Source organism: Pseudomonas benzopyrenica (assembly GCF_036884265.1).
In the GTDB taxonomy this organism is placed as follows: Bacteria; Pseudomonadota; Gammaproteobacteria; order Pseudomonadales; family Pseudomonadaceae; genus Chryseomonas; species Chryseomonas benzopyrenica.
This window is the reverse complement of sequence record NZ_CP145723.1, coordinates 3787358-3802296: the sequence shown is the minus strand read 5'-3', so window position 1 is coordinate 3802296 and position 14939 is coordinate 3787358. Positions and strand designations below refer to the sequence as shown.

At 66.6% G+C, this 14939-nt stretch carries 11 protein-coding genes; 7 read left to right on the top strand and 4 right to left on the bottom strand.

The window, feature by feature from the left end:
• Positions 1-8 precede the first annotated feature (8 nt).
• Positions 9-749 carry an S-methyl-5'-thioinosine phosphorylase gene (locus tag V6W80_RS18130; protein ID WP_338545008.1) on the top strand — a complete coding sequence of 247 codons (741 nt, stop codon included), beginning with the start codon at positions 9-11 and terminating at the stop codon, positions 747-749.
• A gap of 45 nt (positions 750-794) precedes the next feature.
• Here V6W80_RS18130 and mfd read toward each other — a convergent pair whose 3' ends face one another.
• Positions 795-4244 carry a transcription-repair coupling factor gene (gene mfd / locus V6W80_RS18125; protein ID WP_026083697.1) on the bottom strand — a complete coding sequence of 1150 codons (3450 nt, stop codon included), beginning with the start codon at positions 4242-4244 and terminating at the stop codon, positions 795-797.
• Positions 4245-4398: 154 nt separating this feature from the next.
• Here mfd and V6W80_RS18120 point away from each other — a divergent pair, with 154 nt between their 5' ends.
• Positions 4399-5841 carry a glyceraldehyde-3-phosphate dehydrogenase gene (locus V6W80_RS18120; RefSeq protein ID WP_017639775.1) on the top strand — a complete coding sequence of 481 codons (1443 nt, stop codon included), beginning with the start codon at positions 4399-4401 and terminating at the stop codon, positions 5839-5841.
• Between the two features lie 209 nt (positions 5842-6050).
• Complete coding sequence (sthA, locus tag V6W80_RS18115) at positions 6051-7445, top strand: Si-specific NAD(P)(+) transhydrogenase (protein ID WP_064309428.1); 1395 nt, start codon at positions 6051-6053, stop codon at positions 7443-7445.
• Between the two features lie 269 nt (positions 7446-7714).
• Here the strand turns inward: sthA and V6W80_RS18110 are convergent, their stop codons facing one another.
• Genes V6W80_RS18110 through V6W80_RS18100 form a run of 3 tightly spaced genes read right to left on the bottom strand, consistent with a single transcriptional unit; the run spans position 7715 to position 9285 of the window.
• Positions 7715-8431 carry a glycerophosphodiester phosphodiesterase gene (locus tag V6W80_RS18110; protein ID WP_257705471.1) on the bottom strand — a complete coding sequence of 239 codons (717 nt, stop codon included), beginning with the start codon at positions 8429-8431 and terminating at the stop codon, positions 7715-7717.
• A gap of 15 nt (positions 8432-8446) precedes the next feature.
• On the bottom strand, positions 8447-8737 hold the full coding sequence (locus tag V6W80_RS18105) for a phosphodiesterase (RefSeq protein ID WP_257705472.1): 291 nt from the start codon (positions 8735-8737) through the stop codon (positions 8447-8449).
• Positions 8734-9285 (bottom strand): PilZ domain-containing protein, encoded by a 552-nt coding sequence (locus V6W80_RS18100; protein ID WP_017639771.1) that lies wholly within the window; start codon positions 9283-9285, stop codon positions 8734-8736. The genes V6W80_RS18105 and V6W80_RS18100 overlap by 4 nt, the downstream gene beginning before the upstream one ends.
• Positions 9286-9392: 107 nt before the next feature.
• Between V6W80_RS18100 and V6W80_RS18095 the strand changes: the two genes are divergently transcribed.
• From V6W80_RS18095 to V6W80_RS18080, 4 genes are all read left to right on the top strand, one after another.
• Positions 9393-10643: a lipoprotein-releasing ABC transporter permease subunit gene (locus V6W80_RS18095; RefSeq protein WP_093256004.1), complete on the top strand. Its 1251-nt coding sequence runs from the start codon at positions 9393-9395 to the stop codon at positions 10641-10643.
• Complete coding sequence (gene lolD / locus V6W80_RS18090) at positions 10636-11337, top strand: lipoprotein-releasing ABC transporter ATP-binding protein LolD (RefSeq protein WP_257705473.1); 702 nt, start codon at positions 10636-10638, stop codon at positions 11335-11337. The genes V6W80_RS18095 and lolD overlap by 8 nt, the downstream gene beginning before the upstream one ends.
• A 7-nt stretch (positions 11338-11344) precedes the next feature.
• Positions 11345-12586: a lipoprotein-releasing ABC transporter permease subunit gene (locus V6W80_RS18085; protein WP_257705474.1), complete on the top strand. Its 1242-nt coding sequence runs from the start codon at positions 11345-11347 to the stop codon at positions 12584-12586.
• A 105-nt stretch (positions 12587-12691) separates the two neighbouring features.
• On the top strand, positions 12692-14932 hold the full coding sequence (locus tag V6W80_RS18080) for a DNA internalization-related competence protein ComEC/Rec2 (protein WP_257705475.1): 2241 nt from the start codon (positions 12692-12694) through the stop codon (positions 14930-14932).
• Positions 14933-14939 lie beyond the last annotated feature (7 nt).

Here is a 14939-nt window from a genome sequence, read left to right as displayed (position 1 = left end):
ACGTATCCATGACTACCTACGCCATCATCGGAGGCACCGGCCTCACCGCGCTCGCCGGCCTGGAGCTGGACCAGGCCCAGACCTTCGAAACGCCCTGGGGAGTGCCGTCGGCCCCCGTGCAGCGCGGTCGCTATGCTGGCCGCGAGGTGCTGTTCCTGGCGCGCCATGGCCATCCCCATCGCCTTCCACCGCACCAGGTCAACTACCGCGCCAACCTCTGGGCGCTCAAGGAGGCCGGTGCCGAGGCCATCCTCGCGGTGAATGCCGTGGGCGGCATTCACGCCGCCATGGGCAGCGGCCATCTGTGCGTGCCCCATCAACTGGTGGACTATACCTGGGGGCGCGGCCATACCTTCTTCGAAGGCGCGGACCTGGAGCAGGTCACCCACATCGACTTCAGCTTTCCCTACGACGAGCCCTTGCGTCAGCGGCTGCTGAGCGCACTGCGCACGCTGCAACTGGCGCACAGCGACCACGGCGTCTACGCCGCGACCCAGGGGCCGCGGTTGGAGACTGCAGGGGAGATCGTCCGCCTGGAGCGCGACGGCTGCGACATCGTCGGCATGACCGGGATGCCGGAAGCGGCCCTGGCCCGGGAACTGGGTCTGCCCTATGCCTGCCTGGCGCTGGTGGTGAATCCGGCCGCCGGCAAGGTGCAGCGGGAAATCACCATGGCTGAGATCGAAGCCGTCCTCGCCAGCGGCATCGATGAGGTCCGGCAGGTGCTGGCCGAGGTGCTGACGGGCTGATAGCACCCGAGCCGCTCCCAGGATGCCCCGGGAGCGGCTCTTCGCTCAGCTGGCGGCGGGCGTCAGGCGATCGAAGAGGGCTTCCAGGACGTTGAAGCGTTCTTCCGCCCGCTCCATCGGCACCTGGAATTTGAACAGAGTCGCGCCTTCCAGTCGATACTTCTTCGGCTGCGCCTGGATCATCTTCACCAGCACCAGCGGATCCACCTGGGTATCGGCGGCGAATTCCAGCCGTCCGCCCTGAGGCCCCGCATCCACCTTGACGATGCCCAGGCCCTCCGCACGCAGCTTTAGCAGCGTCAGGCGTACCAGGTTCTTGGTCGGTTCCGGCAGGAGCCCGAAGCGGTCGATCATCTCCACCTGCAATTCCTTGAGGGCGTCTTCGTCCGCCGCCGAGGCGATGCGCTTGTAGAGGATCAACCGGGCATGGACATCGGGCAGGTAGTCTTCCGGGATCAGCGCGGGGACGCGCATGTTGATGTCCGGACCGCCGCCCAGGGGTTTTTCGAGGTTGGGTTGCTCGCCCTTGCGGATGGCCTTGACCGCGCGCTCCAGCATTTCCATGTAGAGGGTGAAGCCCACCGCCTGGATCTGGCCGCTCTGGCCTTCGCCGAGCAATTCGCCGGCACCACGGATCTCCAGGTCGTGGGTCGCCAGGATGAAACCGGCCCCCAGGTCCTGGGCACCGGCGATGGCTTCCAGGCGCTTTTCGGCGTCCGGGGTCATGCCCTTGCGCGGTGGGGTGAGCAGGTAGGCATAGGCCTGGTGGTGACTACGACCAACCCGGCCGCGTAGCTGGTGCAGCTGGGCCAGGCCGAACTTGTCGGCGCGCTCGATGATGATGGTGTTGGCGTTGGGGACGTCGATACCGGTCTCGATGATGGTCGAGGCCACCAGCACGTTGAATCTCTTGTGGTAGAAATCGCTCATCACCTGTTCGAGATCGCGTTCGCGCATCTGCCCGTGGCCGATGCCGACCCGTGCTTCGGGCACCAATTCGGCCAGTTCGCGGGCCCGCTTCTCGATGGTCTTGACCTCGTTGTGCAGGAAGTACACCTGGCCGCCGCGCAGGAGCTCGCGCAGCAGGGCTTCCTTGATCACCGCGTTCTGCTCCTCCATGACGAAGGTGCGCACCGAGAGGCGCCGTGCGGGCGGGGTGGCGATGATGGACAGGTCGCGCATGCCGGCCACGGCCATGTTCAGGGTGCGCGGAATCGGCGTGGCGGTAAGGGTGAGGATGTCCACCTCGCTGCGCAGCGATTTGAGCTGTTCCTTCTGGCGTACCCCGAAGCGGTGTTCCTCATCGATGATGGCCAGGCCCAGGTCCTTGAACTTCACATCGCCTTGCAGCAGCTTGTGGGTACCGATGATGATGTCGATCTTGCCGTCGGCCAGTTCGCGCGCCGCGGCGGCGACCTCCTGGGCCGATTTGAAGCGGCTCATCACCTCGACCCGTACCGGCCAGTCGGCGAAGCGGTCGCGGAAGCTGTTGTAGTGCTGCTGGGCGAGGAGGGTGGTGGGGACCAGCACCGCCACCTGGCGTCCACCGTGCACGGCGATGAAGGCCGCGCGCATGGCCACCTCGGTCTTGCCGAAGCCCACGTCGCCGCAGACCAGGCGATCCATGGGCGTGCCCGCCAGCATGTCCTTGTGCACGGCCTCGATGGCGGCCTGCTGGTCCGGCGTCTCCTCGAAGGGGAAGCCGGCGGAGAAGGTGGCGTAGTCCGCCGCCGGGTCCTTGAAGGCATAGCCCTTGCGCGCGGCGCGGCGGGCATAGATGTCGAGCAGCTCGGCGGCCACATCGCGCACCTGTTCGGCGGCCTTGCGCTTGGCCTTTTGCCAGGTTTCGGAACCCAGCTTGTGCAGCGGCGCCAGGGCATCGTCGGTGCCCGAGTAGCGGGCGATCAGGTGCAGGTTGGCCACCGGCACATAGAGCTTGGCGTCGTCGGCGTATTCGAGCAGCAGGAATTCCTGGGGCTGATCGTCCAGCTCCAGGGTGATCAAACCCATGTAGCGGCCCACGCCGTGGTCGATGTGCACCACCGGCGCGCCTTCGCGCAGCTCGGTGAGGTTCTTGATGACGTTCTCGCCGGCGTCACGACCCTTCTCGCGGCGGCGGCGCTGCATGATGCGCTGGCCGAACAGCGGATTCTCCGGAATCAGGGCGACGCCGGCGTCATCCAGCACCAGACCCTCGTCCAGCGGCGCCAGGGCGATGGCGATGCGCTCGGCACTGGCCTGGAAGGCTGCCCAGCCTTCGACCTGGCCAGGGCGCAGATTCAACCGGGCCAGCAATTCCAGCAGCACCTCGCGGCGTCCGGCGCTTTCCGCGGTGAACAGCACGCGACCGGGGAAGTCGGTGATGAAGTGCTCCAGCGCCGCCAGGGGCTGGCTGGCCTTGGCATCGATGGCCAGATCCGGCAGCGCCCGCGCGGTAAAACGTTCGCGGCCCACACCGGATTCCAGATCGTCCGCACCGATGACCACCCGCGGCCAGGCCTTCAGCCGGGCGAAACAGTCTTCCACCGGCAGGAAGACATCGGCCGGCGGCAGCAAGGGTCGCTCCGGATCGACTCGGCGGTCTTCGTAGCGATTGCGGACGTCGGTCCAGAATTGCTCGGCGGCCTGTTCGATGCCCGGCAGGGAAAACACCTGGGTGTTGGCCGGCAGATAGTCGAAGAGCGTCGAGGTCTCGTCGAAGAACAGCGGCAGGTAGTACTCGATGCCCGCCGGGGTGATGCCGCTGGCGAGATCCTGATAGATGGGGCAACGACGGTAGTCGACGTCGAAGCGCTCGCGGAATCGCGCGCGAAAGCCGGTCACGGCTTCCTTATGCAGTGGGAATTCCCGTGCCGGCAACAGGCGGATACTGTCGACCTTGTCGATGGAACGCTGCGTCTCCGGATCGAAGGTGCGCAGCGTCTCGATCTCGTCGTCGAACAGGTCGATCCGGTAGGGCAGGTTGCTGCCCATGGGAAAGAGATCGATCAAGGCGCCGCGCACGGCGAACTCGCCATGTTCGTACACCGTATCCACATATCTATAGCCGGCTGCTTCCAGGCGCGCGCGGGTGGCTTCCACGTCCAGCCGCTGGCCGACGTCCAGCACCAGGCTGCTGCCGAGCAGGAAGCGCGTGGGTGCCAGGCGGTGTAGGGCGGTCGCCAGAGGGACTACCAAAATACCGTGGGAGAGCTCCGGCAGCCGATAAAGGGTGGCGACGCGCTGGGAGATGATGTCCTGGTGTGGCGAGAAGACATCGTAGGGCAGCGTCTCCCAATCGGGGAAATTCAGCACCGGCAATTCAGGGGCGAAGAAGCGCAGTTCCTGCTCCAGGCGATCAGCGGTCTGGCTGTCCTGGGTGATCAGCAGGGTGAAGCGGCGGGTCGCGGCCTTGGCGGCTTCAGCGATGGCGAGGGCTAGCGCGGCGCCGGGCAGATTGCCCCACTGCTGGCGGCCGGCGGTTTCAGGAATTGACGGGGTACGCAAAACTGACACGCGGGCGGAACTCCGGTGGATTTTGGGAGGGTTGGGATTGTAACGACCGGGCTTTCGCGCTGTCAGTGCAGCGACGCGCGTCGATTGCCTGGGACAGGCAGCGCGGTCATAATGTAGTTCCTTTTTTCAGCTCCTACATAGGGAAGGATTTGTCGTGAGTCAGAAGCCTGAGCAGTGCCTTGAAGAATGGATCGATCGCGAAGCGCTCGCCGAGGCCATGATTCCCCTGATTGGTCAGCTGTACCGTAACAACAATGTTGTGACCTCGATTTACGGTCGCGGTTTGGTCAACCGTTCGGTGATCTCCATTCTCAAGGCCCACCGGTTCGCCCGCCAGATCGACAACGTCGAGCTGTCCGTGCAGGACACCTACCCGCTGGTGAAGGCCCTGAGCGAGCTGGAACTGGGCGCCGCCTCCATCGACCTGGCCCGCCTGAGCCTGAAGTTCAAGGCCGAGGGTGCCGGTCGCGACCTCAAGGACTTCCTGCGCAGCGAGCTGTCCGCCGTGGTCGGCAAGCAGGGCGTCGAGCAGCGCAAGGGCAAGGACGTCGTACTCTACGGCTTCGGTCGCATCGGCCGCCTGCTGGCGCGCATCCTCATCGAGCACCAGGGTAGCGGCGACGGCCTGCGCCTGCGCGCCATCGTCGTGCGCAAGGGCGCCGACAACGACCTGGTCAAGCGTGCCAGCCTGCTGCGTCGCGATTCCGTGCACGGTTCCTTCGACGGCACCATCACCGTCGACGAAGCCAACAGCACCCTGTGCGCCAACGGCACCCTGATCAAGGTGATCTACTCCAACGATCCCACCACCGTCGACTACACCGCCTACGGCATCCAGGATGCCATCGTGGTCGACAACACCGGCAGATGGCGCGATGCCGAAGGCCTGGGCCAGCACCTCAAGTGCAAGGGCGTCTCCCGCGTGGTGCTGACCGCACCGGGCAAGGGCAGCCTGAAGAACATCGTGCATGGCATCAACCATGACACCATCACCGCCGAAGACACCATCGTTACCGCGGCGTCCTGCACCACCAACGCCATCGTGCCGATCCTGAAAGCGGTCAATGACAAGTACGGCATCGTCAACGGTCACGTCGAGACCGTACATTCGTACACCAACGACCAGAACCTGATCGACAACTTCCACAAGGGCGATCGCCGTGGTCGCAGCGCCGCGCTGAACATGGTCATCACCGAGACCGGCGCCGCCAAGGCCGTGGCCAAGGCACTGCCGGAACTGGCTGGCAAGCTGACTGGCAACGCCATCCGCGTGCCGACGCCCAACGTCTCCATGGCGATCCTCAACCTAAACCTGGAGAACGGCACCAGCAAGGACGAGATCAACGAGTACCTGCGTGAAATGGCGCTGCACTCGCCGCTGCACAAGCAGATCGACTTCGTGAACTCGCCGGAAGTGGTCTCCAGCGACTTCGTCGGCTCTCGCCATGCGGGCGTGGTCGATGCCGGTGCCACCATCGTCAGCGACAACCGCGTCGTCCTCTACGTCTGGTACGACAACGAGTTCGGCTACAGCTGCCAGGTCGTGCGGGTGCTGGAAGAGATGGCGGGGGTCAATCCGCCGGCCTTCCCGGCCTGAGTCTTGCGTCCTAGGCAAGGCTGACTTGCAAGAAAAAACGGGAGCCCAGGCGGCTCCCGTTTTCGTTTTGGTCGGGTTTTGCGCCACAATAGCGACCCGTGACAAGAGGTCGCAGCCCCCTGGGGCGATCTCGCGCCGGATCTGGCCTCTCGCGAGGCGGTCCGGCTCCAGCCGTCGCCTGCGGACGGCTAACCTTCTGAGGAGAAAGCATGGCGGTCTATAGCTACGACGTGGTGGTACTGGGTTCGGGACCGGCAGGCGAGGGCGCGGCGATGAACGCCGCCAAGAATGGCCGCCGCGTGGCGGTGGTGGACAATCGCCAGGTGGTCGGCGGCAACTGCACCCATCTGGGTACCATTCCCTCCAAGGCCCTGCGCCATTCGGTCAAGCAGATCATCCAGTTCAACACCAACGAGATGTTCCGCTCCATCGGCGAGCCACGCTGGTTCTCCTTTCCCGATGTCCTGCGCAGCGCCGAGCGGGTGATCGCCCGGCAGGTGTCGTCTCGTACCGGCTACTACGCGCGCAACCGGGTCGACCTGTTCTTCGGTACCGCCAGCTTCGCCGACGAGAACACCATCGAGATCGTCAACCTGCGTGGCGATCTGGAGCGCCTGGTGGCCAAGCAGGTCGTCATCGCCACCGGCTCGCGGCCCTATCGCCCGGTGGACGTGGACTTCAGCCATCCGCGCATCTATGACAGCGACACCATCCTGTCGCTGACCCACACGCCGCGCCGGCTGATCATCTACGGCGCCGGGGTGATCGGCAGCGAATACGCCTCCATCTTCAGCGGCCTCGGCGTGCTGGTCGACCTGATCGACAACCGCGACCAGCTGCTCAGCTTCCTCGACGACGAAATCTCCGACGCCCTGAGCTATCACCTGCAGAACAACAATGTGCTCATTCGTCACAACGAGGAATACGAGCGCATCGAAGGCCAGGAAAACGGCGTCGTCCTGCACCTGAAGTCCGGCAAGAAGCTGCGCGCCGATGCCTTGCTGTGGTGCAACGGCCGGACCGGCAACACCGACCAGCTCGGGCTGCAGAACGTCGGCATCTCGGTGAACAGCCGTGGCCAGGTCACCGTGGACGAGAATTACCGGACTTCGGTCGCCAACATCTATGCGGCGGGCGACGTCATCGGCTGGCCGAGCCTGGCCAGTGCCGCCTACGACCAAGGGCGTTCGGCCTCGGACAATATCCTGCACGACAACAATGGGCGGGTGGTCAACGACATCCCCACCGGCATCTACACCATTCCCGAGATCAGTTCGCTGGGCAAGACCGAGCGTGAGCTGACCCAGGAGCGGGTGCCCTACGAGGTCGGCAAGGCCTTCTTCAAGAGTATGGCGCGGGCGCAGATCTCCGGCGAACCAGTGGGCATGCTGAAGATCCTCTTCCACCGCGAGACCCTGCAGGTGCTTGGCGTGCACTGCTTCGGCGACCAGGCCTCGGAGATTCTGCACATCGGCCAGGCGATCATGAACCAGCAAGGCGAGGCGAACAGCATCCGCTATTTCGTCAACACCACCTTCAACTACCCGACCATGGCCGAAGCCTATCGGGTGGCGGCTTTCGATGGCTTGAATCGGTTGTTTTGACCGAGACGGCTTTACTCTCCGACACAATCGCGGCCATGGGCCGCTCCTACAGGGTGTAATGCTTCTGTAGGAGCGGCCCATGGCCGCGATAATGCGAGTAGCCGTAGGTTGGGCTGAGCACAGCGAAGCCCAACGATGCCTGGGTTCACTCGGGCTGTTGGGCTTCGACGATGGAGCCGTCTCAGCCCAAACTACGATCCCATGCGGCACCCGTAGGTTGGGCTGAGCGCAGCGAAGCCCAACGATGCCCGGATTCGATTCGTCAGGTCCTACCCCAGGGTCCGTCGCGCCAGGCTCGGGAAGTCGGTGATCAGGCTGTCCGCGCCGAAATCGGCCAGACGGCGCATCAGGCTGGCGTCGTTCACCGTCCAGACCGAGACGTGCAGTCCCTGCCGCTGGGCTTTGAGCAGCCGCTCCGGGGTGCACAGCGTCCAGTTCAGCGCCAGCAGGTGGCAATCGTAGTGGGCGGCCACCTTGAGCGGATCCAGCCAGGCGTATTCCGCCACCAGACCGCGGGCCAGATGGGGGGTATCGCGCTGCAGGGCGCCCAGGACCTCACGCGAGGCACTGGTCACGGTGATCTTCTCCTGCAGGCCGAATTCCTCGACCAGCTGGGCGATGGCCTTCACGGTCTGCGCCGCTCGCACCCGCGAGGCGCTCTTCACTTCCAGTTGCCAGTGTTCGAAGGGGCACTTCTCGAACAGCCCGCGCAGGGTCGGGATGGGGCTGGGGCGTGGCCAGACCGGGCCACCCTGGCGGGCATCCAGGGCGACCAGATCGGCGACGGCCTTTTCGCTGACCTTGCCGCCCCGGCCGGTGGTGCGTTTCAGGGTCGGGTCGTGGATCACCACCAGTTCGCCGTCACGGGAGAGGTGCAGGTCCAGCTCGCAACGCCTGACACCCAGTTCCAGGCACAGCTCGAAACCGGCCAGGGTGTTTTCCGGGGCTTCGCCGCGGGCCCCGCGGTGTCCATAGATAAGGGTCATGAAGGCTCCTAGGCGCTAGGGTGAAGGGGCGGGGCGACGCGGTTCACGAACCGCATCCAGCACCCGATCGTTTTCGAAATAGACGCTGAAATCGCGATAGTCCCAGCGGCGAATGGGCGGGCGGCCGACCGGAGGATGCTCCTGGTCGGGCAGGCCGAAGCGTTCCAGCACCTGGCCGCGGCTGTCGCCGCGCTGGGGCAGCGGCGTGCCGGCCTGGCCCTGCTGGCCCAGCGGGATCTGCAGGGTCTCGGCCCAGCTGGGCAGGGCGATGCCGAGCAGCAAGGCGGCCAGCCAGGGACGTTTCACGCCTCCTCTCCGCGGTCGGCGCGGCGCACCCGGGCCTGCTGGCGCAGGACATGGCGCGCCAGCAGCTGACGCTGGGCGTCTTCCAGGTCGATGAAGCTGGTGCCGATCTCGTATCCGCCACTGACGGCCTGGCAACCGGTCACCTCGGCCAGCACCTGCAGGCCGAGGCCCTGGGGTGGCAGCGCCATGCGCAGGTCGAGCCGGGTGCCCAGGGCATAGGGCTCGGCATCGACGAAGGCCAGGCCCCCTTCGGACAGCACCACGTCGCGGGTGGCGCCGCTGTCGTGCAAGAGATTCCAGGTAAAGGCCTGGCCAAGCAGGTCGAGGCGCTTGTGCACCAGGCGCAGGCAGGCGGTGACGGCGCGATCGCGCTCGTCCAGATTGCGCAGCAGGTGACGGGATTCGAATTCCAGCTGATGCAGTTCGCTCAGGAGTGCGAACAGCGGCGCGGTCTCGCCGGGGACCCCGTCGGCAGGGCTGATTTGCAGTGCGATACGGTCGGTGATGCGATAGTATTCCCGCCGTTCACGCGCGTCTGGGGTGGTCATGTCGGGCCGCTCCGTGGGTGATGGCCCCGAGTGTAGCCGGCGAGCCGGCACGGTGTCGCCGTCCAACCCGCAGGGCGCCTACGTCTTTCCGCCGTGCAAGCGAGCCTATGTTCAGACCCCTGCCGATCTACCTTGGCCTGCGTTACGTCCGCGCCAAGCGCCGCAATCATTTCGTTTCCTTCATCTCGCTCACCTCCATGATCGGCCTGGCCCTCGGCGTGGTCGTCATGATCGTGGTGCTGTCGGTCATGAACGGCTTCGACCGCGAGATGCGCGATCGCGTCCTCGGCATGATTCCCCATGCGACGGTGGAGTCCTACCAGCCGGTCACCGACTGGCGCAGCGTGCGCGAGTTGGCCCTGCAGAACAGCCAGGTGGCCGCGGTGGCGCCCTTCACCCAGTTGCAGGGCATGCTGGCCCACGACAAGGCGGTGCAGACGGTACTGCTCAACGCTATAGACCCGGCCGAGGAATCCAAGGTCTCGATCATCGCCAGCTTCATGCGCGAGGGGAGGCTCGACGACCTCAAGCCGGGCGAATTCGGCATCATCATCGGCTCCCTGGCCGCCGAAAAACTGGGCGTCAAGATCGGCGACAAGCTCACCTACATCGCTCCGGAAGTGGCCGTGACCCCCGCCGGCATGTTTCCGCGCATGAAGAGATTCACCGTGGTGGGCATCTTCAGCGTCGGCGCCGGCGAACTGGACGGCTCGGTGGGCCTGATCGACATCGAGGACGCCGCGCGCCTGCAGCGCTGGCCGGCGAACGCGGTGCAGGGTGTGCGCCTCAAGCTGCACGACCTGTTCCAGGCGCCGGACGTGTCCTGGAACATCGCCCGCCAGCTGCCCGGCAACGACTGGTACGCCCGCGACTGGACCCGCACCCACGGCAATCTCTACCAGGCCATCGGCATGGAAAAGACCATGATCGGCCTGCTCCTGCTGCTGATCGTCGCCGTGGCCGCCTTCAACATCGTCTCCACCCTGGTGATGGTGGTGACCGACAAGAAGTCCGACATCGCCATCCTGCGCACCCTGGGCGCCACGCCCCGGCAGATCATGGCGGTGTTCATGGTCCAGGGGACCTTCATCGGCGTCATCGGCACCGCCATCGGCTGCCTGCTGGGCGTGCTCGCCGCGCTCAACGTCAGCGCCGCGCTGGCCTGGGTGCAGCGGGTCACCGGGCACCAGTTCCTCAACGCCGAGGTGTATTTCATCGACTACCTGCCGGCGCAGCTGCAGTTGCACGACGTTCTGCTGGTCTGCGGCGCGTCCTTCGCCCTGAGCTTCCTGGCCACGCTCTATCCCTCCTGGAGCGCCGCCCGTACCCAACCCGCCGAGGCCCTGCGTTATGAATGATCGAGCCGTTTTGCGTTGCCAGGACCTGGGCAAGCGCTACGAGGAAGGCCCCCAGACCGTCGAGGTGCTGAGCAACGTCCAGCTGACCCTGCAACCGGGCGAGCGGGTGTCCATCGTCGGCAGCTCGGGGTCGGGCAAGACCACCCTGCTCAACCTGCTCGGCGGCCTCGATACCCCCAGCAGCGGCAGTGTCTGGCTCGACGGCGAGGAGCTGTCGGCGCTGAACGAGAAGGCCCGCGGCCTCTTGCGCAATCGTGCCATGGGCTTCGTCTACCAGTTCCACCACCTGCTGCCCGAATTCAGCGCCCTGGAAAACGTCTGCATGCCACTGCTGATCGGCAAGTCCTCCATCGGCGAAGCCCGTGAGCGCGCGGCCAAGCTCTTGGAGCGGGTCGGCCTCGGTCATCGCCTGGGCCACAAGCCGGCCGAGCTGTCCGGCGGCGAGCGCCAGCGCGTAGCCATCGCCCGAGCCCTGGTCAACCAGCCCAAGCTGGTGCTGCTCGACGAACCCACCGGCAACCTCGACCAGCACACCGCCCACGGTATCCAGGACCTGATGCTGGAGCTGTCCACGTCGCTGCGCACGGCCTTCCTGGTGGTGACCCACGACCAGGTGCTGGCCGGCCAGATGGACCGGATGCTGCGCCTGGACGAAGGCCATCTGGTCGACGCCACGCCGGCCCGGCAGGTCTGAGGTCGTCATGTTCAGACCTCTTTCGCTGTTCATCGGCCTGAGATACACCCGCGCCAAGCGGCGCAAGTCGTTCATCTCCTTCTTCTCGCTGGTCTCCATGTTCGGCCTGGCCTTGGGCGTGCTGGCCATGATCCTGGTGCTGTCGGTGATGAACGGCTTCCAGGAGGAAATGCGTGGCCGCATCCTCGGCATGGTGCCCCATGCCTTCATCAGCGGCGCCCAGCCGCTGGACGACTGGCGCCCGCTGGCGGCCAAGGCCGAGCAGCAGCCCCATGTGCAGGCGGCGGTGCCCTACACCCAGTTGCAGGGCATGCTCTCGGTGCGTGGCCGCATGCAGCCGCTGCTGGTGGACGGCATCGATCCGGCCCAGGAAAAGCGCGTGTCCATCGTCGGCGAACGCATGACCCAGGGCAGTCTCGACGCCCTCAAGCCCGGTGAATTCGGCATCGTGCTGGGCGAGATCGCCGCGCGACGCTTCCAACTGGAGCTGGGCAGCCAAGTCACGGTGATCATCCCCGAGGTCGGTGCCACCGGCAGCATCACTCCACGGCTGCGGCGCTTCACCGTGGTCGGCACCTTCAAGGTCGGCGCCGAGCTGGATGCCTCCCTGGCGCTGATCAACGTCGCCGATGCCGCGCCGCTCAAGGGCTGGCAGCCGGGGCAGGTAGAGAGCATCCGCCTGGCGCTGGACGATCTGTTCCAGGCGCCGCGCATCTCCCACGACGTGGCCAAGGCCTTGGGCGACGGCTACCAGGCGCGTGACTGGACGATCTCCCAGGGCAGCCTGTTCCAGGCCATGCAGATGGAAAAGACCATGATCGGCCTGCTGCTCCTGCTGATCGTCGCCGTGGCCGCCTTCAACATCATCGCCACCCTGATCATGGTGGTGGCCGACAAGAAGGCCGACATCGCCATCCTGCGCACCCTGGGCGCCACGCCCGGGCAGATCATGGCGGTGTTCATGGTCCAGGGCACGGTGATCGGCCTGGTCGGCACCCTGATCGGCGGCGTGCTGGGCGTCATCGCGGCGCTCAACGTCAGCAGTTGGATCGCCGCCCTGGAGCGCCTGGTCGGCCACAAGCTGTTCGGCGGCGACATGTACTTCATCAGCAACCTGCCGTCGCGGCTGGAGTTGGAAGACGTAGTGCTGATCGCCGTGGCCGCCCTGAGCATGAGTTTCCTGGCGACCCTCTATCCCGCCTGGCGCGCCTCCCGCACCTCACCGGCCGAAGCACTGCGCTACGACTGATCTCCCTGCCGGGCCCGGTGGCGGCTTGCCCCTGGCCCTCTGGCGTCCGAACTGCTCTAATTCGCGCTTCTAAAGCCCTTTCGGCTCTCCAAGGATGGAGTCCTGATGCGCGCCGCTCTGCTGTCCTTCGCCCTCGGCGTGCTGTTCCTGCGCGCCTTCGCCTCGCTGCCGTCGTTGCCGCTGCTGGCGGCCCTCGCGGCGATGGCCCTGGGGCTGCTGCTGACCCGCTTCCTGGCCCTTGGCGCCTGCGGCCTGGGCCTGGCCTGGGCGTTGCTCAATGCCCACTGGGCCCTGGACGATCGTCTGGCTCCGGCGCTGGAGCAGCGGGTGCTGTGGATCGAAGGCCAGATCAGCGGCCTGCCCGCGGTGGACGCCGACGCGGTGGTCTTCGTGCTCGCCGGGGCTACCAGCCGCCGCGACCTGAAGCTACCGGCGCGGATCCGCCTGAACTGGCACGGTGGTCCCCGTCCGCTGGCCGGCGAACGCTGGCGCCTGGCGGCGGAGTTGCGCGGCCCCGCGGGCCTGGTCAACCCCCTGGGCCAGGATCGCGAAGCCTGGCTGCTGGCCCAGGGCATCGGCGCCACCGGCAGCGTCAAGGATGGCCAGCGCCTGGCGGCGGCCAGTGGCCTGGCGACCTGGCGCGACGGTATCCGGCAATACCTGCAGACCCGCAATCCGGCCGGACAGGGCGGGTTGCTGGCCGCCCTGGTGGTGGGCGATGGCTCGGGCATCACCGATGCCCAGTGGCAGCTGTTCCAGGATACCGGCACCGTGCACCTGATGGTGATCTCCGGGCAGCACATCAGCCTGGTCGCCCTCAGCGTCTATGCCGGGGTGGTCCTCCTGGCGCGCCGTGGTCTCTGGCCAAGCCGGTTGCCCTGGCGCCTGTCGGCCGCGGTGCTGACGATCGCCACCGCGTTGGGCTACGGACTGCTAGCCGGCTTCGAGGTGCCGGTACAGCGCGCCTGCGTCATGGTCACCCTGGGGCTGCTCTGGCAACTGGGCCGCCAGCAGGTTCGCCTGGCGGACGCCGTCCTGCTGGCCCTGGTACTGGTGCTGGCGGCCAATCCCCTGGTCAGTCTGCTGACGGGTTTCTGGCTCTCCTTTGGCGCCGTGCTGTTGCTGCTCTGGAGCTTCGCCGGCCGTCTGGGCCGATTGCCCTGGTGGGCTACCCTCGGGCGGGCCCAGTGGTGCATGGCCGTGGGGCTGGCGCCGCTGCTCCTGGCGCTGGGCCTGCCCCTGAGTCTGAGCGGTCCGCTGGCCAACGCCCTGGCCGTGCCGCTGATGGACCTGGCCATCGTGCCCCTGGCGCTGGTGGGTACCCTGCTGTCGCTGCTCTGGTCGCCGCTGGGCGAGCCCGCGTTGTGGCTGGCCGGTGGGCTGTTGCAGGGACTGCTCTGGGTGCTGACCGGGTTGGCGCATCTGGCCGCCGCCTGGCAGCCCGTATTGGCGCCTGCCTGGACGCTGTGGCTGGCAGGACTGGGGGCGTTGCTGGCCCTGCTGCCCGCGGGCGTGCCGCTGCGCGGCCTTGGCGCGCTGCTGATGCTGCCCGGGCTGTTTCCCCCGGTGCCTGCGCCCGGGGAAGGGCTGGCGCGGATCACCGTATTGGACGTGGGGCAGGGACTGGCCGTGCTGGTGCGCACCCGTGACCATGCCCTGCTCTACGACGCCGGTCCGCGCCAGGGCAGCTATGACAGCGGCGCCCGGGTCGTCCTGCCCAACCTGAAAGGCACCGGCATCGATACCCTGGATGTCATGCTGCTCAGTCATGCCGATGCCGACCATGCCGGCGGTGCGCTGGCCGTGGCCAGGGGGCTGCCGCCGGGCCGGGTGCTCAGTGGTGAGGTGGGTCGCCTGCAGCCGCAATTGCGCGCCCGGGATTGTGAAGACGGCGCCCGCTGGGAGTGGAACGGGGTCGGCTTCACCACCTGGTGGCGTCCCGATGCGGATTCCAATGCCGCCTCCTGTGTACTCCGCGTCGAGGCCAGGGGCGAGCGCCTGCTGCTGACCGGCGATATCGATGCTCGCCGCGAGGCGGAGTTGGTGGCCAGTGGCAAGCCCCTGGCGGCGGAGTGGCTCGTCGCCCCGCACCATGGCAGTCGCAGTGGCTCCAGCGCCGGTTTCATCGACGCCGTCCAGCCACGCGGCGTGCTGATCTCCCGCGGGCTGAACAATCGCTATGGCCATCCCCATCCCCAGGTGCTGGCGCGCTATCGAGAGCGCGGCGTGCTGCCCTACGACACCGCCGCGCTAGGCGCCCTGACCTGGACCCTCGGTCGCTGGGAGGTACCGCGTGGTCAGCGCCAGGAGCGTCACTGGTGGCGAATACCCCCGCCGACACCCTAAGGCGTTC